This is a genomic window from Streptomyces sp. NBC_00210 (assembly GCF_045160975.1).
Lineage (GTDB): Bacteria > Actinomycetota > Actinomycetes > Streptomycetales > Streptomycetaceae > Streptomyces.
Window position 1 is genome coordinate 4192663 of sequence record NZ_CP108120.1, and the last position, 23076, is coordinate 4215738.

Genomic DNA, 23076 nt, shown 5'->3' on the forward strand with positions numbered 1-23076 from the left:
TCAGACGGCCACCACATCGGCGACGACACACGCGATGTTGTCGGGGCCGCCCGCGCGATGGGCGTGCGCGATCAGTTCTCGTACGGCCTCGTCCGGATCGGCGACCGCGGCGACGGACCGCCGTACGTCCGCCTCCGGTACCGCCGTGAACAGGCCGTCGGAGCACAGGAGATACCGGTCGCCGTCCCGCGCCTCGTGCAGCCGCAGATCGGGGCGGGCCAGCCCCTCGCTCCCGTCGAGCGCCCGCAGCAGCATCGCCCGCTGGGGGTGGGACGCCGCCTCCTCGGTGCTGAGACTGCCCTCGTCGACCATCGACTGCACGACGGTGTGGTCATGGGTGATCCGGAAGAACTCCCCGCCGCGCAGCAGATAGGCGCGTGTGTCCCCGATGTGCACGAGCGCCAGCTGGGAGCCGGTCCACACCATCGCGGTGAGCGTCGTACCGGAGTCGGCGAGGCCGTTCACCGTGGCGTTGGCCCGGTGGACCGCGTCCTCAAGGGCGTTGAGCAGATCGCCGATCCGGGCGGACCCGGCCGCCTCGGCCTCCAGAGGTTTGAGCGCATCTATCGCCGCCGTGCTGGCGGGCCCGCCCTCGCCCCCGAACCCGTCGGCGACGGCGAGCAGTCGGGAGGTGGCGTAGGCGGCGTCCTGGTTGGTCTCCCGTACGAGTCCGCGGTCCGACCGTGCGGCGTAACGGATTCCCAGAGGTGCACTGAGCTGAGACATCGTGTCGGTGTCCTTCCCTGACAGCTGGTCGACGAGGAAGGAGGCCAGATCGCGGCGCGCGGAGGTCTCGGCCTCCACCTGCGCCCAGTACGCCCGGATGTCCCGGGCTGCCGCGGCCGCATCAGTCGCGCACAGGTCGCAGACGTCCCGGATACGGGCCAGTGGCATCCCGATCCGCCGCAGCCACGCCACCAGCCGGGCCCGTTCCAGCTGCGTCTCGTCGTAGTACCGGTAGCCGGTGAACGAGTCGACGCGGGCCGGCGGCAGCAGCCCCAGCTCGTCATAGCGACGCAGTGCCTTGGCGGACAGCCGGGATGCGCGGGCGAACGCACCGATGGTCAGCAGACCCATGCTCTCCTCCTCGTACCGGACGCTTCGCCCGGCCCCGCCGATGCTGGAGCTTCCCCAGGGGAGAAGGTCAACACATACAGTGGCGCGCGGTCGCCGGATCGGATCCGGCGGCCGCGCGAGGACCAGAAACCCGCAGGTCAGTCCGCTCTGTTGTGGAAGACGTAGAAGCTCCCGACGAGCATCATCCCGCCGAAGAGGAGCCCCGTCAGCACGGCCGTCAGGACGCTGACCCCGGTCAGGCTGTGCAGGAACCCGAGGGCGATGCCGGTCAGCGCCCCGTACGCACCGGCGTGCAGCTCGGGCGTCAGTGCGTGCTGGATGCGGCCGAACCCGAACGCCACCGCCGCGAAGACCAGTCCCGCGACCACGCCGTAGAGGACGTCGCCCCACTCGAGGGGCGCTCCCTCGCGGCGGAGGAACCCCGCCATGAAGCCGAAGAACGCGCCCAGGGTGACGGGCATCGCCCAGCCGAGAGAACCGTGGTGCAGTGCGGGCAGTGCTTGCTGTGCGGCCATGGCGGGCTCCTTCCCTCGCGTCCCCCGCGTCCCTCTTTCAGAGCACACCCGGGCGGGCCGGGTGGCAAGTCAGCGGGTGTACGAGCCCGTGCTGCTTCCCGGGCCGCGATCGGCCCCGACTGGCCGCGACAGGTCCGCGCCCGGTCCCCGCCAGATCCGCCCCGGCCAGTCGGCGCCCGGTCGGCGGAGCAACGCTCGCGCCCGCCTCGGCGCCCACGTTCCCTGGAGGTGTGCGGAGCTTCCTGTCATCGGTGTCGGCGGTGCTGATCGTCCTCGTGGCGCTGCTGACTCCGCTGAGCGCGCTCGCCGTCTGGGCGGACCGGGAGATCGGCGACACCGACGGGTACGTCGCGGCGATGGAGCCGCTCGCCTCGGACCCCGCGGTGCAGAACGCGGTTGCCACGCGGATCACCGACGAGGCGATGAAGAAGTTCGACGGGGGTCCGTATCGGGAGGGCGTACGGAATCTGCTGCACGAGGCGGTGGTCTCCTTCTCCGGCACGGAGTCCTTCCGGGCCGTATGGAACACGGTGAACCGGGCTGCCCACAGGGCGGTCGAGGAGGGGCTCAGCAGTGACCGCGAAGACGCGGTCTCCATGGATCTGGCGCCGGTCATCGAGCAGGTGAAGCGGCAGCTCGACGAGGACGGGGTGCCGTTCGCGGAACAGATCCCGGTCGGGCATACGCGGATCACGATCCTGGAGTCCGACGAGCTGGGGGTGGCGCGGGAGGTCTTCGACGGCCTGCGGCTCGCCGGGGTCTGGCTCCCGGTCACGACCCTGCTGCTCGCGTCGTCCGCGCTGCTCCTCGCGTCCCGCCGGGCCCGCACCGTGACCACGCTCGGCCTCGCGCTCTCCGCGGGCGCGGTGCTCCTGCGGATCGCGCTCGCGGTGGGTCGGGGCCTGGCACTCGACGACCTGCCGCCGGACGTGGACCGGGCGGCGGCGGGGGCGGTGTACGACGAGCTGACGTCGACGTTGCTGAGAACGGGGTGGTGGGTGTTGTGGGTGGGGCTGGCGGTGGGGGCATTGGCGTGGGTCTGGGGGCGGCGGATGGCCGTCGTGTGTTCCCGGGCCGACGCCCCCGCACCCCTGTAGCGGCAGCTTCGCACCGCCCCGAGTCCCGCGCAGGTGGGAAGGATCCGCGGCCCGTCAGCGCAAGGGACTCACACTTTCCGCGCTGAGTTGGGCGAACTCGTACGCGTCGTGGGACGAGAAGATACGGATCAGTCTCGGGTCCGCCCGGCGCAGGTCGCGCAGGCGCTCGAGCTGCATCAGCCGCTGGCCGTGGTTCTCCGCGACCAGCCGCTGGTGAAGGGCGACCGGCCGTGGGCAGCGGGGGCGGCGCAGGTCCAGTTCGCCGTGGAAGAAGTACGCGTCGCCCGCGTGCAGCAGCCACCGGTCCGGCTGCTGGACCGCCACCGCGCAGTGACCCCGGGTGTGCCCCGGCAGCGGCACCAGCAGGATGTCGGGGGAGCGCAGCACCCGTGCCGCCGCGAAACCGTGCCAGGTGGAGTCCGCCGTGTCGTGGACGACCCACTGCGGGCCGTGGCCCCACTGCGCGGTGACATAGCGCCCGGCGTCCAGGCGGGTGTCGCGCCGCATCGCCGCCCGGTACTCGTCCGCCATCACATGGACCCGCGCGTCGGGGAAGTCGCCGAGACCGCCCGCGTGGTCGAGGTCGAGATGGGTCAGGACGATGTCCCGTACCTCGTACGGGTCGTATCCAAGCGCCCGGATCTGGTGAAAGGCCGTACGCGACGGGTCCAGCGTCGGACGCATGGTCCTGCGGAAGAACATCCCGAGCCGCCGCGGGTCGGACACGTCCGCGGTGCCCAGGCCCGTGTCGACGAGGACAAGGCCGCTGCCCGTGACGACCAGCAGGCAGTGGGCGACCAGCGGGGCGTTGCCGACGGGATGCATCGGGGCACAGTCGAGGTGGTGGACGGTGGGCCAGGACATGCGGTGACTCCGGCTACGCGGGGAGGGGGAGGAACGGCGCGAGGCCGAGCCGATCGATGCGCCGAGAGCCTCGCGCGCTTCCTGCGTCATCTTCCGGGCCCCCCAGGCCAATTCGTTCCGTACTTACGCCGTAAGTACCGCAACCGAGGGAAGCACTTACGCTGTAAGTCGTCAAGGAGTAGGACCGGACTCCGCGAAACCCACTCAGGAGCACCGCGATGTCTGACGGAACAACCCGTCAACGCCCCACGGACCGCGGCACATCGGCCCGCCGGTCGGCGGCCGCGAGTCCGTTGTCACGTGAACCGCTGTCCCGCGAGCGGATCATCCGGGCCGCTCTGGAAGTCATCGACGACGAGGGCGTGGACGCCCTTTCCATGCGGCGACTCGCTGCCGCCGTCGGTGTGCAGGCGATGTCGCTCTACAACCATGTGGACGGCAAGGCGGACGTCCTCGACGGGGTCACGGAGTACATCACCACCGAGATGCAGCTGTCCCGGCGGCCCGGCGCCGGCTGGGAGGACGGCATCCGCTCGGTCGCGCACGGCTTCCGGCGCGCATCGCTGCGTCACCCGCGCGCCTGCGAGCTGGTCCTCACCCGCCAGCTCGCCTCCCCCGGAGCGCTCCCGACCATCAACTGCTCCCTGTCCGTCCTGCTCGACCACGGCTTCGACGAGGCCGCCGCCGTGCATGCCCTCCGGCTGCTCATCGCATTCCAGGTCGGCTCGATGCTGCGGGAGTTCCATTCGCCCGCGTTCAAGGGGGAGGCGGAGTCGGCGGTGGAGGAGCGCAGAGAGCATCTGGAGAAGTCGGGGTTCCCCGCCGTGGCCAGACTGGCCCCGATGCTGGCGGAGATCGACCACGAGGCGGAGTTCACCTTCGGGGTGGAACTGCTGATCAGCGCGCTGCGCCGGTACGCCCCCGAGTGAGTTGCGGCGAATTGCCGCGACAGCCGCAACCAAGTCGCCGAAACTGACGTCGACGGACATACACGCACACCCTCGGCCACGCGGCACGCACACGGCCACGCACCCCCGTCGGCCGCAGCCACGCGCACCCTGGACTACGTACACCTTCGGCTCGGAGGCCGGTTTGGACAGCGCCACCTCGACGTCGGCCCAGGCCGCCGAGCCGGACGTGCGCCCCGCGGGCGGCCGACGCGTCGCCGCCTGGCTGGCGGGGCTGCTCCTGCTCGGCCTCAGCGCGGTCGCCGCCTGCCGCGCCGCGAACACCGACGGCATCACCCCCGTGACCCAGCTGCTGGCCTTCCTGCCCTGGCTGCTGGTGCCGGCCGGGGCCGCGCTGCTGCTCGCCCTGCTCGCGCGCTGGCGCACCGGCATGTTCTGGGCGGTCGCCGTGCTCGCGGTCACCGGCTGGTACGTCAGGCCGTACGACACCGGGCTCACCGACGAACCGCCCGGCCGGGTCGTCGCCCGCCTCGAAGTGCTCACATCGAACCTCGAGTTCGGCTACGCCACCGAGGGGCTGCTCGCGGCCGTCCGCCGCGAACAACCGGACATCGTCTTCGTCCAGGAGTGCGCCCGCGCCTGCTCGGACGCGCTCGCGGCGAAGGCATCCCGCGCCGACTACCCGTACCGCAATGTCGTCGAGGGCAACGCGGCCTCCGGCTCGGCGATCCTCAGCAAGTACCCGCTGCGCACGGCCCCGGGGATCGAGAGCACGCTGGCGATGCCCGGCGCGGTGGCCGTCGTCGCCGGCCACCCCGTGAACCTTCAGCTCGTGCATCCGCTGCCGCCCTTCCCCGGCGGCGTGGCCGACTGGCGCAAGGAACTCGGCCTGGTGCGTACCTACGCCCGCGAGGTCAAGGGCCGGCCGACCCTTCTCGCCGGTGACTTCAACGCCACTCAGGACCATGCCGCGTTCCGCCGGATCCTGGACGCGGGCGGCCTGCGCGACAGCGCCACCCTCGTGGGCGCGGCCCACACCCCGTCCTGGCCGGCCACCGTCCGCCGCCCACTCGGCACGCAGATCGACCATGTGCTGGTCAGCAAGGACTTCTCGGTGCGCAAGGCCCGCTTCCTGGACCTGCCGAGCACCGACCACCGCTCGCTGCTCGTCGAGATCGAACTGCACGACGCGCGCTGACGTGTCCTGATTGAAGGTTTCGACCCCGCAGGACTTGCTCCCGTACGCCTCCATGAGGCATCTCTTGACCATGGAGACGCGAGCGGGACGGCTGTCCCCACCCGACTGGCTGCTCAAGGGCCTGCTGCCGCAGTCGGCGCCCATCCCCTGGGCCGCCGTCGCACGTGCCGCCGTCGCGCTGGCCGCGCCGCTCGCCGTCGGGCTCGCGATCGGACAGCCGCAGTACGGCGCGCTGGTGTCGATGGGTGCGCTCTCGGGCGTCATCAGCGACACCGCCGACTCGTACCGGATGCGGATCTTCACTATCGCGGTCCCGCAGCTCTTCGGCGCCGTCGGCGTCACGCTCGGCACGCTCGTGTACGGGGACGGCTGGCTCGCGGTCGCCGCGCTGACCCTGGTCGCGCTCGTCTCCGGGATGATCTCCTCCATCGGCGCGGTGGCGTCCGTGTCCGGGCTGCTGCTCCTGCTCAACGCGGTAGTGGGCGCCGGGCTGCCGATGCCCGCGCCGTGGTGGAAGGCCCCGCTGCTGCTCACGCTCGGCGGCATGTTCGTGCTCGTACTGACCTTGCTGGCCTGGCCGCTGCGCGGCCGGGAGCCGGAGCGGGCCGCGGTCGCCGGTGCGTACCGCAGCGTCGCCGATCTGCTGGCGGCCGCGGGCACTTCGGCGTACGACGACAGGCGCCAGGCCGTCACCGACTCCCTGAACACCTCCTACGACCTGATCCTCGCCCGGCGGGCCGGCGAACACGGGCGGCGCAGCCCGCTCGTGCGACTGCTCGCGCAGTTGAACGTGCTCATCCCGCTGGTCGAGGCGGCCGCGGCGGCGCATCTGCACGGGCGGGCCTCGCGGCGGCCCGAAATCGCCCAGGCGGTACGGGACTTGGCGGACGCGGTCGACAAGGGCCGCAGCGAGGCCCCCGAGCTGCAGCTGCCCCGGCCCGAGGGACCGGCCGACCGCGCCGTGGAGGCCGCGCTGCGGTACGCCGCGGTGGTCGTGCACAAGCCGGACCCCGACCCGTACAACGTCGACGACCGGCTCGGGCGGCCCGCGGCACTGGGCATCCGCGCCCGGCGCGGGGCCCGGAACGCGCTGCTCTCCGAATCCTCCTGGCGCTACGGGCTGCGGCTCGCGCTCTGCATCGGCCTCGCGCAGTCGCTGGTCTCGCTGGTACCCGTGCCCCGCTCGTACTGGGTCGCCCTCACCGTCACCTTCGTCATGAAGCCCGACTTCGGCTCGGTCTTCTCCCGGGCGGTGCTGCGTGCGCTCGGCACGGCGGCGGGGCTGCTCGTCGCGGCGGCGGTGCTCTCCGAGGTACCGCGCGGGTGGTGGGACGTGCCGGTGATGATGGTCCTCGCGGCGCTCATCCCCGCGTTCTCCGCGAAGGGGTACGCCTTCCAGACCGCGGCCATCACCCCGGTGATCCTGCTGCTCTCCGACGTCCTCAACCACCAGGGATTCCACCTGGTCCTGCCCCGGCTGGTGGACAGCCTCATAGGCTGCGCGATCGCGCTGGTCGCGGGCTATCTGCTCTGGCCGGAGAGCTGGCACACGCGCGTCGGCGACCGGCTGGCGACGGCGGTGGAGGACGCGGCGGGGTATGTGGCGTACGCGTTCGGATCCCCGTCGGGGGAGGACCAGGGGGAGCGGGTGCGCAGACGGCGGCGGATCTACCGCGATCTGTCGTCGGTGCGCTCGGAGTTCCAGCGCGCGCTGACCGAACCGCCGCCGGTGGGCGCGCGGGCGGCGGCATGGTGGCCGCTGGTCGTCGCCGTCGAACGCGTCGTGGACGCGACGACGGCGGCCCGCGTCCGGGTCAACCATGGCGCCCAGCCGCCGACGCGGTCGGAGGTCGATGAGATCGAGCAGCAGCTGCGGGAGCTGGCGGCGGGGTTGCGGAGCAGCGAGGTGCTGGTCGAGGTCAGTGCGGAGCTGACGGGGGGCGACGAGGGGGTGCTGGGCCCACTGCGGCGGGAGGTCCAGGCGGCGAGAGCGATTGCGTCACCGGAGCAGCCGGGGTGACAGGTCGGTCAGGGTGACCGAGTCGCTCGGGATCACCGGGGGCCGAACCCGCCGGCCGTAGCGGGAGCCACGCCCGATCAGAGCGCCAGCACCTCGTGGGCCGCCCGCTCGCCCGAGCGCACAGCCCCTTCCATCAGCCCGTGCATCAGCGTCGCCGTCTCCGTGCTCGCCCAGTGGATCCGCCCCACCGGCCGGCGCAGTGCCGGGCCGTAACTGGTCAGCGCGCCCGGCGGGAAGTGGCCGACCATCCCGCCCAGCGACCACGGCTCGGCGGACCAGTCGGTTTCCAGGTAGCCGGTGGGGGACTGAGCCTGCGGGCCGAACCGCTCGGCGAGCGCCTTCAGCCACACGTCCCGCCGCTCCTTGGGCTCCAGGCGTCCCATCTCCAGGGCGCCGGGGCCGAACGCGAAGGTGCTGAGCACCCCCGGCCGTCCCGAGCGCGGCGTCTGGTCGATGGTGACCGAGACGGGCGACTGGGGCGCCAGCGTCTGTCCCGACAGGTGCTGTTCCCGCCAGAACGGCTCCGGGTAGACCGTGTGCACCCGGAAGACCGCCCCGGGCACCACCCGTTGCAGGAGATGGTGGTGGTCGGCGGGCAGCGGCGGATCGAAGGCGATCCGGCCGGCCAGCAGGGGTGGCGTCGCCACGATCACCCGCCCCGCCCGCACGGTGAGCGCGTCGCAGCGGACCTCCACGTCCGTCCCGTTGTGCGTGATCTGCCGGACCGGGCAGGACAGATGAACCGCATCCCCCAGGCGCTCGGCCATCCGGCGGGCCAGCTCCGGCGCCCCGCCGTCCACCAGGTGGGTCTCGGTCCGCCGGCTGTCGGTGTAGTAGCTGAAGCCGCCGCCCCCACGGGCCTGGACCAGCGCCCCCAGCAGCGAGACTTCCGCCGGGTCGGCGCAGAACACCAGGTTCATCGAGGCCCTTGCCAGGGTGCGGGCCGTGGGCGAGGGCAGGTTGACCGGGTTGGAGAGCCACTCCCCGAGCGTGCGGGCGTCCAGTGCCCGGGCGCCGTGTGCCCGCCAGGGGGCGTCGGCCGGAAGCCGCCGCGCCATCCGGTCCAGGCGCATGAACGCCACGCCGAGTGAAGCGACCGCCGCCGGTCCGATCTTGGGGATCAGCCCCCGGTAGCGGTGGTTGACGCCGTCCAGGCGCAGGATCTGATCACCCTGCTCGTACTGCGGGTACACCTCCAGGCCGACCTCCCGGCAGAGGTCGAACATCCGCTCCTGCCCCTTGCCCAGCCAGGAGCCGCCCGCCGAGATCACCGGGCCCTCGGGCAGCTCGCGGTTCCACACCCGCCCGCCGACCCGGTCCCGGGCCTCGAGCACCACCACCTCGCGGCCGGCCCCTGCCAGCTGCCGCGCGGCGGCCAGACCGGCGAAACCCGCACCTACCACGCACACGTCCGCATCCCGGCGTTCCATGGCTCACCTCCGGGTGCAGCTTTACCGCCCGCCGCCGGTCACGCGCGGCGGGTCACCCACCCGAGGAGGATGAGAACCCGTCCGACGCAGCGCGCTGGAGGCGTTCCAGTTCGCGGCGGTCCCGCTTGGTCGGCCGGCCCGCGCCCCGGTCCCGTACCGCCGCCGGGGCCACGAACTCCCGCGGTGGGGGCGGCGGACTGTTGTCCACGTAGCACTGGGCCGCCACCGGTGGGCCCACCCTCTTGCGGACGATCTTCGAGACGACCACCAGCCGTTCCCGGCCCGCGTGGAACAGCCGCACCTGGTCACCCGCGCGCACCGGGTGCGCCGGCTTGACCCGTTCGCCGTTCACCCGGACATGGCCGGCCCGGCATGCCGACGCGGCCTGGGAGCGGGTCTTTGTGAGCCGTACGGACCAGATCCAGGCGTCGACCCGTACGGCCTGCTCGTCCGAAACCTCTGCAGCCATGCACCGACTCTATTCCGTCCGTGCCGCCCGCACCGGCGAGCACCGCCCTCTCACCACGGAGCACACATCCGACTACGATGCGCACGTCCTCCCTTTACGGAGGCGGCACGAGGGCATTCGGAGAGTCCCATGCGCAGTAGCTCCGGCAGAAGCTCCACCAGAGCCAGCAGAGGGCTTCAGCCCAATGTCCTCGGCACCTTCGACACCATCGTGATGGCCATCGCGGGCAGCGCCCCCGCCTACTCCATCGCGGCCACAACCGCCGTACTCGTCGCGGCCGTCGGCCTCGCCGGACCCGCCGCGCTGCTCTACTGCGCCATACCCATGCTCGGCATCGTCCTCGCCTTCCGAAGACTCGGCAGGATCGACGTCAACGCGGGCGCCAGCTACTCCTGGGTGGCCCGAACCCTCCATCCCTTCCTGGGCTTTCTGTCCGGCTGGGCGCTGGTGGTCTCCGCGACCATCTTCATGGTGGCGGGTTCGCTCCCGGCCGGTGCGATGACGCTCGCGCTCTTCGACCCCGCCCTCGCCGACAACACCGCCTCCGCAACAGCCGTCGGCGCGGCCTGGTTCCTGGCGATGCTGCTCGTCGTCCTGGGCGGCGCGCGGATGACCGTACGCGCGCAGCTGCTGATGTCCGGCGTGGAGCTGGCGATACTGCTGTTCTTCGTCGTCGCCGTACTCCTGCGGGGCCGCGTCGCGACTGCCTTCGACTGGTCCTGGCTCGGCTTCTCGCACTTCGACGGAGCGGCCGGCTTCGCCTCCGGCGCGCTGGTCGCCGCCTTCTACTACTGGGGCTGGGACGTCACCAGCAACCTCAGCGAGGAGACCCGCGACAGCCGCCGTACCGCGGGATTCGCCGCGCTCGTCGGCGTCGGCGTCGTCTTCCTGCTCTTCGAGACGTTCACGATCGCCGTGAACATGATCCTTACCCGCGAGCAGATCCGGGCCGGCGGCGCCAATGTGCTGGGCGCGCTCGGTGATGCGATCTGGCCCGGCGTCGGCGGGAAACTGCTGGTCGTGGCAGTGCTCCTGTCCACCGTCGCCACCTTGGAGACCACCCTGATCCAGGTCACGCGCTCGCTGTTCGCGATGGGCCGGGACCGTACGATGCCCGCGGCGCTCGGCACCGTGCACCGCCGGTGGAACACCCCCTGGGTCGCGATCGCCGTCGTCGGTGCTGTGGCGCTCGCGATGTTCGTCGCCTCCACCGCGCTCGGTTCGGTCGGCGAGGTGCTCTCCGCGGCGGTCGCCGCGATAGGCCTGCAGATCGCGTTCTACTACGGGCTCGCGGGCATCGCCGCCGTCGTCGCATACCGCAGGACGCTGCTGGCATCCGTACGGGACTTCGTCCTGGGCGGCGTATGGCCGCTGCTCGGGGCGCTGTTCATGCTCTGGATCCTGGTCGAGGCGCTGGGCGAGCTGAGCGCGGCCTCGATCGCGATCGGCATCGGCGGTCTCGCCGCCGGTCTGGTGCCGATGATCCGCTACTGGCGGCAGGGGAGTTCGTACTACCGTCCCGCACGGCTGGATGCGACCCGTGCCAAGGCCGCCGAGGAGCAGTACGCCAACTCCGCTTCCCAGCATACGGATTACGCCGACAACGCGCTGGCGACGGATTTCTGAGGACGTGCCGGAGATGGCCGCGCACCGCCGCCGTGGCGGTTTCGTCCCGGACTTCGACCCCGCCTTCGGGGACCGGCCGCTCGCCGACGCCGTGCACGACATCGTCATCGGCCGCTGGCAGGGCGTACGGGATCTGCTGCGCGCCACCGGCGACGACTGGCCGCTGCGCACCCACCGGCTGCGGCTGCTCTCGCATGCGGCGGCGGGCTCGTCTGCGGTGGAGACCTGGCGTGCGGCGGAGCCCCGCGACCCGGACGCGGCGGTGCTGCGTGCGGCGACGGAGGTCGTACGGGTCTTCCACCAGGTCATCGCGGCGGGCCGCGGGTCCGGGCTCGACGAGGCACGGCTCGATGCGACGGTGCTGGTCGCTCTGGGCGCGGCCGAGGTGCACCCGGCCGATCCGATGCCGTGGGTGTCGCTGCTGACGGTGGCCCGGCTGTACGAGACGGGGGTGTCACGGCGCGAACTGTGGCGCTGGTGGGACGAATTGCGCCGACGCGACCCGTACAACATCGAGGGCCATGTACAGCTGCTGCGCTACTACTCGGCGCGCTGGCACGGCACACACGGCAGGATGTACGACTTCGCCCGCGATGTGGCGGGCGCGGCGCCGCTCGGGTCGCCGCTGCAGGTTCTGGTGCAGATCGCACGGGTGGAGGAGTACCGGTACGCCACCGAGGGCGGTCGCGCTGCGGTGCGGGACTTCGGGCGGCACTGGCACCACGAGCTGGCGGTGACGGACGTACGGCGCACCTGGGACCGCTGGATCGGCGGCCGTCCGCCGGGCCCCGCCGGACCCGAGGAGATCGGGGAGCTCAACTATCTGGCGCACGCGGCCTGTTACGCGGGGCTGAACGACGAGGCCCGCCGGCTGTTCGGACTCCTCGGGACACGGGCGGCGCGGGTGCCGTGGTCGTACACGGGGGACGCGGCGGCGGAGTTCATGAGGTGGCGCGCACATGTGCGCGCCACCTCATGAGACGTCCTGGACGCCGGTGGAGACCTGGGCGCCGACGAAGTCCTAGGCGCCGATGTCGCAGCCGTCCTTGCGCCAGACGGCGACGACCGACGGCCGGACGATCTTGCCCGGTCCGTCCGGCCAGACGCTCGCGGGCTTCTCGACGGACGCACCGTCGATCTCGCCCGGGTGCTGGACCGCGACGAGCACCCGTCGGTCCTGCACGATCGGGCCACAGGTCTCGGCGCCCGCCGGGACGGTCAGGAACTGCTTGAGCTCACCGCGCCGCTCGCCGTGGGTCGCGACACCGAACAGGCCGTCGTGGGACCCCAGCTGGTTCCCGTCCGTGGAGATCCACAGGTTGCCGTGCGGGTCGAAGGTGACGTTGTCCGGGCAGGAGATGGGGCTGACCTTCTCCTTCGGGAAGCCCGCGAAGTAGGTGGCGGGGTCGCCCGGGTCGCCCGCGACCAGGAAGAGCCGCCAGGAGAAGCCGTCACCGGCCGGGTCGTCCCAGTGCTCGGCGAGCTCCAGAATCTGGCCGTGCTTGTTGAGGTTGCGCGGGTTGGCCTCGTCGGCCGGGGCCTTGCCGGCCTTGCCACGGTCGGTGTTGTTCGTCAGTACGACGTAGACACGGCCGGTGCGCGGGCTCGGCTCGATGTCCTCGGGGCGGTCCATCTTGGTGGCGCCCACCTTGTCGCCGGCGAGGCGGGTGAAGACGTACACCTCCTCGGCACTCATGCCGGGGACGTGCGAGACGCTGCCCTCGGGGCCCGCCGTGGCCAGCGGAATCCACTGCCCGGAGCCGTCGAACTCGCCGTCGCTCGGGAGCTTGCCGGTGCCGTCGATCTCGGCCGCCGGGGAGTCGCCGGTCAGCTTGGCGACGTACAGGGTGCCCTCGTCGAGGAGGGTGAGGTTGTGCTCGCGGGCGGCGCGGCTCGAACCCTTCTTCATCCGCTTGGACGACACGAACTTGTAGAAGTAGTCGAAGCGCTCGTCGTCACCCAGGTAGACGACGGGACGGCCGTCGTCGGTCAGCCGCGGCTGCGCGCCCTCGTGCTTGAAGCGGCCGAGCGCGGTGCGCTTGCGGGGCGTGGAGTCCGGGTTGTACGGGTCGAGCTCGACGACCCAGCCGAAGCGGTGCGACTCGTTGGGCTCCTGCGCCACGTCGAAGCGCTTGTCGAAACGCTCCCACTTGCGCTCGGTGGCGCCGGTTCCGATGCCGTACCGCTTGTCCGTGGCACTCGACCCGTTGGCGAAGTACTGGTTGAAGTTCTCCTCGCCGTGGAGGGTGGTGCCCCACGGGGTGGTGCCGCCGGAGCAGTTGTTGAGCGTGCCGAGGACCTTGGTGCCGCTCGGGTCGGCGGAGGTCTTCACCAGGGCGCCGCCCGCGACGGGGCCGGTGAGCTTGAACTCGCTCGTGGCCGTCAGACGGCGGTTGAGGTGGTGGCGGGTGACGGCGTTGAGCTTGCCGGTCCGGTGCTCCTCCTCGACCACGACGACACCCAGGCCGTGCGCGGCCCAGGCGATCTCGACCTGCTCGCGGGTGGGGTTGGCCGGGTCGTAGCCCTTGAACATCAGGACTTCGTCCGTGTACTCGTGGTTGGCCACGAGCACCTGGCGGCCGCGCTCACCGTAGAGGGGGAGCAGGGAGAGGAAGTCGTTGTTGTAGCCGAACTGGCCGGCCTGTGCCTCGGCACTCTGCTTGTCGGCGTCGAAGGCGGGCGCGCCGCGGAGGATCGGCTCGCCCCAGCGGATGACGACGTTCTGGGCGTAGCCGTCGGGGATGGTGACCTGGTCGTCCTTGTTGGGGGCGACGGGGCTGAAGCGGAGGCCGCGGGCGCCTCGCCCGGTGTTCCCGTGGCGCTCCGCCGCGCCGACGGTCGCGGCGGCGGCCTGACCGCCACCGCCCTGGCCGATGACGGTCGCGGTACCGGCCGCGGCGGCGACGGTCACGACGGCGGCGGCGCGCATCATCGATCGTCTCGATATGGCGCTTGCTATGACATCACCGACATATTCGTTGTCGCTGGTGTTCGGGACCTCGTGGAAGCAGGCGTCGCCGCAGCGGTACCGGCAGGTGAGGGCGGAACGTCCGCCGGGGTGGGGGTTCGTGTTCAACAGCGGCAGCAGTTTGCGCACTTCGTCCTCCTACGGCGCAACCTGCGCCGACATGGTGTCGGAATATGTCCGGCTGAGACGTTAGGGGTGTACGAGCGCAATGTGGCGGCCGCAAGGTGAACGCGGGATGAATCCGGCGCGGCCGGGGCGGGGTTGGGGTGTACGCGCGGGGGCGGGGCCCAGGGTGCGGCGGCCGGGCGGGCGCCCCTGCCGGGGTTCGCCGCGGGCGGCGGCTAACCTTACGTGTCCGCCCTGGCCAGGACACCCTCTGGACGCCCGGCCCAAGGACGGACAATCACCGCACTCAACTCATGCGAAAGGCCTCGCACATGGGCATTCGGAGCTTGCTGCGCAAGGTGTTTGGTCGCGATCGTTCGGAGCGCATCGAGTCGGCGACAGCCTCCGTACCGCCCCAGACCGAGCGCACGGACCCGACGAAGGCGACGGTGCCGGCCCCGTCCCCGGCGGAGAGGGCGGCGGACCTGGTCTCGGCGGCGTTCGACAACCCGGCCCCAAGGGTCCCGGCCCAGTCCTCGTCGGACCCGACCCCGGGGACCCGGCAGGCGACGCCCGAGCCGGAGGCCGCCGCGAAGCCGGAGCCGACGACCGCGGAGACCGCGGCTGCGGAGCCTCAGGAGACGGCGGAGCCGGTGGCTTCGCCCGAGGCCCAGGTCACGACCGAGCCGGTGGCAGTCGCCGAAGCCGAGCCGGTGGTCGACGAGCCCGAGGGCGTCGCGGAGCCGGTGGCTTCGCCCGAGGCCCAGGTCACGCCCGAGCCCGTGGCCGCGACCGAGCCGGAGCCTGCGGTCGAGGAGCCCGAGGCTGAGGCCGAACCCGCTGGCGCGGCAGCGACCGAGCCCGAGCCAGTGGCCGAAACGGCCGTCACCGAGACTGAGCCCTCGGCCGCGGAGGCCGTCGCCGAGCCGGAGGCTGCTCCGGAGGAGCCGGTCACAACGGCCGAAGCCGTGGTCGAGCCCGCTGCCGCGGAGATTGAGCCGGAGGCCGCTCCGGCGAACGCCGAGCCCGCCGCCCCGGTCGAGCCGCAGGCGGACGCCGAGCCGGTCGTCGAGCCGCAGGCCGACACCGCGGCCGAGCCCGCCGCCGCGGCAGCCGAGCCGGAAGCCGCTCCACAGGAGCCGGTCGCAGCAACCGAAGCGGTCACCGAGCCGGAGGCCGCAGCCGCTCCCGAGGCCGAGCCCGTAGCGGCCGCCGCCGACGAGCCCACCCCCGCGGAGCCCGAGCCCGCCGCGGAGCCCGACGCGGCCGCCGCCGACCCGGCGCCCAAGGCCGCCGTCCCGGACGGCAAGCCCGCCGTCTCCCGTGCCCGGGTCACCTCCCGCGCGCCCCAGCTCGTCGAGGCCTACGCCGCCGCCGGCGCCGCCCTCAAGAAGCAGGGGCTCAGCGGGGCCCGGGCCCGTGTGTATCTCGTGCTGGACCGTTCCGGGTCCATGCGGCCGTACTTCAAGGACGGCAGCGCCCAGGGGCTCGGTGAGCAGGCACTCGCGCTCGCCGCGCACCTCGCCGAGAACGGCGCCGTCGACGTCGTCTTCTTCTCGACCGAGATCGACGGCACCGGCGAGCTCACCCTCGACGCGTACGAGGGCCGCATCGACGAGCTCCACGCCGGTCTCGGCCGCATGGGGCGTACGAACTACCACCTCGCCGTCGAGGAGGTTCTCGCCCTGCACGCCAAGGCGGACCCGGACGCCGCCGCGTTCGTGATCTTCCAGACGGACGGCGCGCCCGAGTCCAAGACCGCTGCCACCGCCGCGCTCGCCGCGGCCGCCGACAAGCCCGTCTTCTGGCAGTTCGTGGCGTTCGGCGAGTACGACGCCAAGGCGTTCGACTACCTGCGCAAGCTCCAGGCCGACAACGCCGCGTTCTTCCACGCCGGCCCCGCGCCCCGCGAGCTCCTCGACGCCGAGCTGTTCGAGGGCGTCCTTGCCACCTGGCGGCCCCGCTCCTAGGTCCTGTCCGGTCGATCAGGCCGGATCAGTGAGTGGGGGTCCCCCCACGCCCCCAGGGCGTAGGGGGAGGGTCTGGTGCGTGCAGATGCAAGGCGGAGGAAGGAGCCGACGCGGAGCGTCGGCGACTGACGACAACGCAGCAGATGTGCGTGCCAGGGCACGCGAGCCCGGCAAGATCGGCAGGACAGGACCTTAAGACACGGGCAGCACCACGGTGACGGCCAAGCCCCCCTCGGGGCCCGGCTCGGCCGTCACCGTGCCGCCGTGCGCCTCGGCTATCGAGCGGACGATCGACAGACCGAGGCCCGCCCCGGGCCCCATCCGGTCCCGCCCCTCTCCTCTCCGGAAGGGCTCGAACAGCGCCGGCACATCCTCCGCCGCGACCACCGGCCCGGTGTTGCACACCGTCAGCACCCCGGACTCGACGCGGACGTCCACCGAGCCGTCCGGCATGTTGTACGCCACGGCATTGGCGACGAGATTGCCCACCAGCTGCGCCAGCAGCAGCCGGTTCCCCCGCACCACCCCGGCGGACCGGGACGCCGCCACCTTCACCTCGTGGCGTGCCGCCCCCTCCGACACGACCTCCCCCAGGTCCACGTCCTCCCGCTCCGCCAGCCCCCGCTCGCTGCGCGCCAGCACCAGCAGGCCCTCGATCAGCCGCTCACTGCGCCGGTTGTTGTCCAGCAACACGCGCTTCGTGGCGGCCAGTTCGTCCGGCGAACAGCCCGCGTCCAGGCCGACCTGGATCGCCGTACGCTGCGTGGCCAGCGGCGTCCGCAGCTCGTGCGACGCATTGGCGATGAACCGCCGCTGACTGTCGAACGCCTTCTGCAGCCGCGCCAGCAGCGCATCCAGCGTGTCCCCGAGCTCCTTCAGCTCGTCGTCGGGACCGCTCGCCCCGATCCTCTCGTGCAGCGTCCGCTCCGAAAGACGCCGTGCCTTCGCCGTCATCTCATGGACCGGCCGCAGCACCCGCCCCGCCGTCCACCACCCGACCACGACCGCGCACAGCGCCGTCCCCAGCAGCGCGAACGCAGACCAGATCAGCATCTGCTGCCCCGCCGCGACCCGGACGCTGTCCGTCAGCTGGACGATCGTGCCCCCGCGCACGTCCGTCACCGGCAGCGCGGGCACCGCGCGCGCCCTGATCGCCGCGACCTCGTCCTCCGTACCGGCCCGGGAGAGCAGATTGACGATCCCGAGCAGACACGCCCCGAGGACCAGAAAGACACCCCCGTAGACAAGCGCGATCCGCGTACGGATCGTGGACCCGGGCCCGATCACAGGACGTACCCCACGCCCTGCACCGTACGGATCAGCGCCGGCTCCCCCAGCTTCCCGCGCAGCTTGCTCATGCACACCCGCACCGCTCCCGTGAACGGATCCGTGTGCGCGTCCCACGCCCGCTCCAGCAGCTCCTCCGCCGAGACCGTCGCACCGTCCGCCTCCAGCAGGATCTGCAGCACCGAGAACTCCTTGGGGGAGAGGTCCAGATCCCGCCCGTCCCGCTCCGCCGTGCGCCGCACGGTGTCCATCCGCAGCCCGTGCCGCTCCAGCAGCGGCGGCACCGGCCGGGCGCTGCGCCGCCGCAGCGCCCGCACCCGGGAGACCAGCTCGGGGAACTCGAAGGGCTTGCCCAGATAGTCGTCCGCGCCCAGGTCCAGGCCCTCCACCCGGTCCTCCATGGACGAGGAGGCGGTCAGCATCAGGATGCGGGTGCGCGACGCGGAGGCGACCAGCTCCCGCGCCACCTCGTCGCCGTGCACCCGCGGCAGATCGCGGTCGAGGACCACGACGTCGTAGTCGTGGAGCCCGAGATAGGCGAGCGCGGCGTCCCCGCTGTAGACGGTGTCGACGGCGAATCCGGCCCGCCGCAGCCCCGTGGCGACCAGCTCGGCCAGGACTTCCTCGTCCTCGGCGACCAGTACCCGCATCTCGCCTTCCCCCCTGCTCTCCTGCCCCCACGCGCCGCCGCTTCTCCCAGGATGCGCCTTTCTACCGGACCGGATGTTTCGCGGACCTCTCCATGGCGGCTGTCCCGCTCCTGCCCGCCTCGAGTTATCGGGGTGAGTCGACCTTCCCGGGGCCGTTAGGATTTCGACCATGGCGGCCACTGGATCCGAGAAGCAGGGGGCGAAGGCGTACTACGTCTCGACCCCCATTTACTACGTCAACGACGCTCCTCACCTGGGCCACGCCTACACGACCGTCGCAGGCGACGTGCTCACACGCTGGCACCGTCAGCGTGGCGAGAAGGTGTGGTACCTCACCGGCACGGACGAGCACGGTCAGAAGATCATGCGCACTGCCGAGGCGAACAACGTCACGCCCCAGGAGTGGTGCGACAAGCTCGTCGAGGAGGCATGGAAGCCCCTCTGGGAGCATCTGAACATCGCGAACGACGACTTCATCCGTACGACGGAGAAGCGGCACACGGACCGTGTGCAGGAGTTCGTGCAGGACCTGTACGACAAGGGCGAGATCTACAAGGGCGGGTACGAAGGCCCGTACTGCGTGGGCTGCGAGGAGTACAAGCTCCCCGCCGACCTGCTGGACGGCGAGGGTGAATTCGCCGGGCAGAAGCTCTGCCCGATCCACAAGAAGCCGGTGGAGATCCTCAAGGAGGAGAACTACTTCTTCAAGCTCAGCGAGTACGGTCCGAAGCTGCTGGAGTTCTACGAGGCCAACCCCGGCTTCATCCAGCCCGAGTCCGCCCGCAACGAGGTCGTGAACTTCGTCAAGCAGGGCCTGCAGGACCTCTCCATCTCGCGCTCGACCTTCGACTGGGGCGTCCCGGTGCCGTGGGACGAGAAGCACGTCATCTATGTGTGGATCGACGCGCTGCTCAACTACGCGACGGCCGTCGGCTACAACGAGAACCCAGTGAAGTTCGCCGAGACCTTCCCGGCCGATGTGCACCTGGTCGGCAAGGACATCCTGCGCTTCCACGCGATCATCTGGCCCGCGATGCTGATGGCGAACGGCCTGCCGGTGCCGGGTCGCGTCGCCGCGAACGGCTGGCTGATGGTCGGCGGCGAGAAGATGTCCAAGTCGAACCTGACCGGCATCAAGCCGCAGGATCTGACCTCGCACTTCGGCGTGGACGCATACCGCTGGTACTTCCTGCGCGCGATCGCGTTCGGCCAGGACGGCTCCTTCTCCTGGGAGGACTTCACCGCCCGCTACACGAGCGAGCTCGCCAACGACTACGGCAACCTCGCCTCCCGCGTCGCGGCGATGGTCGGCAAGTACTTCGGCGGCACGCTGCCGTCCGCCGACGCCTCCGGCGAGGCGGAGAAGGCCGTCCAGGAGGGGCTCGCGAAGGCGGTCGCCGAGGCCGACCGGAAGATCGGCGAGGAGCTGGACTTCCAGGGCGGCATCCTGGCGGTCTTCGACTTCGTGAAGCAGGTCAACGGCTACATCACGGAGCAGGAGCCGTGGAAGGTCGCGAAGGACGACTCGCCCGAGGGCCAGGCCCGTCTCGCGACGATCCTGTACACGGCGGCCGAGTCCCTGCGGGCGGTCGCGGTCCTGCTGAACCCGGTGATGCCTCAGACCTCGCAGGCGCTGTGGGACTCGCTGGGAGCCGAGGCCGCGCTGGGCGCGCTGGCCGACCAGCAGGTCCAGCACGCGGGCGAGTGGGGCAAGCTCTCGCCGGGCGCGACGGTGACGAAGGGTGCGGTGCTGTTCCCGCGCCTGGAGGAGCCGAAGAAGGCGTAGCCCCTGTCCGGCCGATCTTGCCGGGCGGAACCCAGTACGTACGCGTACGTCGTCGCACACGCCATCCCGAAGGGGCCCGCAGCACGCGGGCCCCTTCGGGCTGAGACCCGGCCGGGGCGGGACCGGGCGGCGCACCCGCCGGTCCCCGCCCCGCGGCCATGCGGCGCGTCAGCTCACTCGCCCAGCGCCGCCGCGTCGCCCATCACCACCACCGGCCGCTTCGCCGGATCCAGCCACCGCAGCAGCTGCTCCATCCGGTCGAACGGCAACGAGACGCAACCCTGCGTGGGCCCGCCGTGGTCGACGTGGATCCAGATGCCGCCGCCCTTGTCCGCGCCGAGCGGCCGGGTCCAGTCCAGCGGCGTGGTCCCGGGCTCGCGGTTGTAGTTGATGGCCACGACATGGTCGAAGGACCCCTCCAGGGATTCGCCCTCGAAGCCGGTGCCGGGCGCGTCGAAGTCGGGTCCCTCGTCGTACGGGAGCCTCGTGCCCGGGTTGGGCAGTCTGCCCCCCGCATCCGTGAGACCGAAGACCCCGATCGGGGAGCGGCGGTCGCCCGCCTCATGGTCGTCGGTCCAGCCGAGCAGCCCGTTGTGCGCGGGCCACGCGCCGGACACGGGCCGCCAGCCCAGAACGGGATCACGTTCATAGAGCACGGCGACGGACCGGTTGGAATCGGGGCCCTGGCCGACCACCACCACCGCCTGCCGGTTCGCCGGGGTGATCTCCGCGCGGATCCCCGGTCCGAGAGAGGGGATCTCCCGCGCCCGGCCGGCCAGCGCCTCGGGGCCGGAGTGCCTGCCGGGGCCCGGCCTGCCGACGGCGCTCGCGCTCGGGGACACATTCGCGGCCGCCGGCGCCACCTTGCCGGTATCGCCCGCGCAGCCGGTGAGCAGCAGACCGGCAACGGCCAGGGCGACCGCCGGGAACGATCCTGTGCGGAGGGACATGTGCGGGCCTTTCAGTTCGGGGACGTGTCGTGCTGCTGCTTCGGGGCGGGGTGGGGGCGACCTCGGCCCCGGCGACGGCAAATCGGATGTTTAAGATCATCCGTTGCGTTTCGGTCAGAGCGTGTGAGGCGTCGCCGGAGACACAGAGGCTGACGAAGACGGCGGAGTCCTGCCCTCGACGGGTACACCGATCCGTGCGGTGCACTCCGGGCGGCGACACATGCCTGGAAGTCGCCGTCGCCGGCCAGGGTTGCCCGCGACAGCCGAGAAGGGGCCCGGAACCATTCGGTTCCGGGCCCCTTCCGGGTGCGACGTTACGACGTAGGACTACTCGCCGGACTTGGCGACCGGCTTGCGCAGCGCGATGTTCAGCTCACGCAGACGCGCCTCGTCCAGCTCCGTCGGCGCGCCCATCATCAGGTCCTGGGCGTTGCCGTTGAGCGGGAAGGCGATCGTCTCGCGGATGTTCGGCTCGTCGGCCAGCAGCATCACGATGCGGTCGACGCCCGGGGCGATGCCGCCGTGCGGCGGGGCGCCGTACTGGAAGGCGCGCAGCATGCCGGAGAACTCGTGCTCGACGGTCTCCCGCGAGTAGCCCGCGATCTCGAACGCCTTGAACATGATCTCGGGCTCGTGGTTCCGGATCGCGCCGGAGGACAGCTCCACGCCGTTGCAGACGATGTCGTACTGCCAGCCCAGAATGTCCAGCGGGTCCTGGGTCTCAAGGGCCTCGAGGCCGCCCTGCGGCATCGAGAAGGGGTTGTGCGAGAAGTCGATCTTTCCGGTCTCCTCGTCCTTCTCGTACATCGGGAAGTCGACGATCCAGCAGAACCGGAAGACGCCCTCCTCGAAGCGGCCGGCCCGCTTGGCCGCCTCGACGCGGACCGCGCCCATGATCTTCGAGACCTCGTCGAAGTCACCCGCGCCGAAGAAGACGGCGTGGCCGGGGGCGAGCCCGAGACGCTCGGTGAGGACCTTGACGTTCTCCTCGGTGAGGAACTTGGCGATCGGACCGCTCAGTGTGGCGTCCTCGCCGACCCGCACCCAGGCCAGGCCCTTCGCGCCGTGCTCGACGGCGAAGTCACCGAGACCGTCGAAGAACTTCCGCGTCTGCCCTGCGGTGTCCGGCACCGGCAGCGCGCGTACGTGCTTTCCGGCAAAGGCCTTGAACTCCGAGCCCTCGAAGACGTCCGAGATGTCGACGAGCTCCAACTGGGCACGCAGGTCCGGCTTGTCGGAGCCGTACTTCAGCATGGCCTCGCGGAACGGGATCCGCGTGAAGGGGGAGGTGACATGTCGGCCGCCGCCGAACTCCTCGAAGAGTTCCGTCATCAGCTTCTCGACGGGCTGGAACACGTCCTCCTGCTCGACGAAGGACATCTCGATGTCGAGCTGGTAGAACTCACCCGGCGAACGGTCGGCGCGGGCGTCCTCGTCGCGGAAGCAGGGCGCGATCTGGAAGTAGCGGTCGAAGCCCGAGATCATCAGCAGCTGCTTGAACTGCTGCGGAGCCTGCGGCAGCGCGTAGAACTTGCCGGGGTTCAGCCGGGAGGGCACCACGAAGTCGCGCGCGCCCTCGGGGGAGGTCGCGGTCAGGATCGGGGTCGCCATCTCGTTGAAGCCGAGCGCGGTCATCTTGTGCCGGATGGCGGAGATGACCGCCGTACGCAGCATGATGTTGCGGTGCATGCGCTCGCGGCGCAGGTCGAGGAAGCGGTATTCGAGACGCCGCTCCTCGCCCACCCCGTCGTCGGTGTTGATCTGGAACGGCAGCTGCTGCGCCGCGCCCAGCAGTTCGACCGCAAAGACCTCGACCTCGACCTCACCGGTCGGCAGCTCGGGGTTGATGTTCTCGGCGCCGCGCGAGACGACCTTGCCGTCGACGCGGACGACCGACTCCTTGTTGACCTTGTCGAGCGCCTCGTACGCGGGAGTGCCGGGGCGGGCGACGAGCTGCGTGATGCCGTAGTGGTCGCGCAGATCGATGAAGAGGATGCCGCCCAGGTCTCGGCGATTGTGCAGCCAGCCGCTCAGCCGGACGTCGGCTCCGACGTCAGAGGCGCGGAGCTCGCCGCAGGTGTGGGACCTGTACCGATGCATCGTCGTTCATCCAGTCTTAGCGTTTTGAGAGGGGTGGGCCCGTCAAGGGTACCGGC

Annotated in this window: 18 protein-coding genes; 8 read left to right on the forward strand and 10 right to left on the reverse strand. The window is 71.4% G+C overall.

Going from position 1 to position 23076, the window contains the following annotated elements; genetic code table 11:
* The gene (locus OG729_RS18950; protein ID WP_405807233.1) at window positions 1-1077 is read right to left on the reverse strand and encodes a MerR family transcriptional regulator; all 1077 of its coding nucleotides are present in this window, start codon (window positions 1075-1077) and stop codon (window positions 1-3) included.
* A gap of 137 nt (window positions 1078-1214) precedes the next feature.
* Window positions 1215-1592, reverse strand: a complete 378-nt coding sequence (locus tag OG729_RS18955; protein ID WP_360877444.1) for a hypothetical protein — start codon at window positions 1590-1592, stop codon at window positions 1215-1217.
* Window positions 1593-1822: 230 nt separating this feature from the next.
* Between OG729_RS18955 and OG729_RS18960 the strand changes: the two genes are divergently transcribed.
* Window positions 1823-2689, forward strand: a complete 867-nt coding sequence (locus OG729_RS18960; RefSeq protein ID WP_405807234.1) for a hypothetical protein — start codon at window positions 1823-1825, stop codon at window positions 2687-2689.
* 54 nt (window positions 2690-2743) lie between these two features.
* On the opposite strand, the gene OG729_RS18965 is transcribed toward OG729_RS18960, so the two are convergent.
* A complete protein-coding gene (locus tag OG729_RS18965; RefSeq protein ID WP_360877450.1) occupies window positions 2744-3553 on the reverse strand; it encodes an MBL fold metallo-hydrolase in 810 nt (269 codons plus the stop codon).
* Between the two features lie 218 nt (window positions 3554-3771).
* Here OG729_RS18965 and OG729_RS18970 point away from each other — a divergent pair, with 218 nt between their 5' ends.
* The 3 genes from OG729_RS18970 to OG729_RS18980 all read left to right on the forward strand — a co-directional run bounded on the left by OG729_RS18970 (window position 3772) and on the right by OG729_RS18980 (window position 7679).
* Window positions 3772-4482 (forward strand): TetR/AcrR family transcriptional regulator C-terminal domain-containing protein, encoded by a 711-nt coding sequence (locus OG729_RS18970; protein ID WP_405807236.1) that lies wholly within the window; start codon window positions 3772-3774, stop codon window positions 4480-4482.
* 163 nt (window positions 4483-4645) lie between these two features.
* Window positions 4646-5659: an endonuclease/exonuclease/phosphatase family protein gene (locus OG729_RS18975; RefSeq protein WP_360877456.1), complete on the forward strand. Its 1014-nt coding sequence runs from the start codon at window positions 4646-4648 to the stop codon at window positions 5657-5659.
* A 52-nt stretch (window positions 5660-5711) separates the two neighbouring features.
* On the forward strand, window positions 5712-7679 hold the full coding sequence (locus OG729_RS18980) for an FUSC family protein (RefSeq protein ID WP_405807238.1): 1968 nt from the start codon (window positions 5712-5714) through the stop codon (window positions 7677-7679).
* A 77-nt stretch (window positions 7680-7756) separates the two neighbouring features.
* On the opposite strand, the gene OG729_RS18985 is transcribed toward OG729_RS18980, so the two are convergent.
* A complete protein-coding gene (locus tag OG729_RS18985; RefSeq protein WP_405807239.1) occupies window positions 7757-9109 on the reverse strand; it encodes a flavin monoamine oxidase family protein in 1353 nt (450 codons plus the stop codon).
* A 52-nt stretch (window positions 9110-9161) separates the two neighbouring features.
* Window positions 9162-9578, reverse strand: coding sequence for an RNA-binding S4 domain-containing protein (locus OG729_RS18990; protein ID WP_360877465.1), 417 nt, complete (start codon window positions 9576-9578; stop codon window positions 9162-9164).
* A 129-nt stretch (window positions 9579-9707) separates the two neighbouring features.
* Between OG729_RS18990 and OG729_RS18995 the strand changes: the two genes are divergently transcribed.
* Together OG729_RS18995 and OG729_RS19000 are read left to right on the forward strand one after the other, a co-directional pair.
* Window positions 9708-11204 carry an APC family permease gene (locus OG729_RS18995; protein WP_360877468.1) on the forward strand — a complete coding sequence of 499 codons (1497 nt, stop codon included), beginning with the start codon at window positions 9708-9710 and terminating at the stop codon, window positions 11202-11204.
* Between the two features lie 13 nt (window positions 11205-11217).
* Entirely contained in the window at window positions 11218-12183 is a 966-nt protein-coding gene (locus OG729_RS19000; RefSeq protein ID WP_405807241.1) for a hypothetical protein, read from the forward strand.
* 42 nt (window positions 12184-12225) lie between these two features.
* On the opposite strand, the gene OG729_RS19005 is transcribed toward OG729_RS19000, so the two are convergent.
* Window positions 12226-14301, reverse strand: a complete 2076-nt coding sequence (locus tag OG729_RS19005; protein ID WP_405807243.1) for a PhoX family protein — start codon at window positions 14299-14301, stop codon at window positions 12226-12228.
* Window positions 14302-14609: 308 nt separating this feature from the next.
* Between OG729_RS19005 and OG729_RS19010 the strand changes: the two genes are divergently transcribed.
* Window positions 14610-16247: a VWA domain-containing protein gene (locus OG729_RS19010; RefSeq protein WP_405807245.1), complete on the forward strand. Its 1638-nt coding sequence runs from the start codon at window positions 14610-14612 to the stop codon at window positions 16245-16247.
* Between the two features lie 192 nt (window positions 16248-16439).
* On the opposite strand, the gene OG729_RS19015 is transcribed toward OG729_RS19010, so the two are convergent.
* Window positions 16440-17534 (reverse strand): sensor histidine kinase, encoded by a 1095-nt coding sequence (locus OG729_RS19015; RefSeq protein WP_405807247.1) that lies wholly within the window; start codon window positions 17532-17534, stop codon window positions 16440-16442.
* Window positions 17531-18184: a response regulator transcription factor gene (locus tag OG729_RS19020; RefSeq protein ID WP_405807249.1), complete on the reverse strand. Its 654-nt coding sequence runs from the start codon at window positions 18182-18184 to the stop codon at window positions 17531-17533. Before OG729_RS19020 ends, OG729_RS19015 begins: the two co-directional genes overlap by 4 nt.
* 169 nt (window positions 18185-18353) lie before the next feature.
* Here OG729_RS19020 and metG point away from each other — a divergent pair, with 169 nt between their 5' ends.
* A complete protein-coding gene (metG, locus tag OG729_RS19025; RefSeq protein WP_405807251.1) occupies window positions 18354-19970 on the forward strand; it encodes a methionine--tRNA ligase in 1617 nt (538 codons plus the stop codon).
* A gap of 173 nt (window positions 19971-20143) precedes the next feature.
* Here metG and OG729_RS19030 read toward each other — a convergent pair whose 3' ends face one another.
* Entirely contained in the window at window positions 20144-20920 is a 777-nt protein-coding gene (locus OG729_RS19030; RefSeq protein WP_360866773.1) for a L,D-transpeptidase family protein, read from the reverse strand.
* Window positions 20921-21247: 327 nt separating this feature from the next.
* The gene (gene aspS, locus OG729_RS19035) at window positions 21248-23020 is read right to left on the reverse strand and encodes an aspartate--tRNA ligase (protein WP_405807252.1); all 1773 of its coding nucleotides are present in this window, start codon (window positions 23018-23020) and stop codon (window positions 21248-21250) included.
* Window positions 23021-23076: the final 56 nt, after the last annotated feature.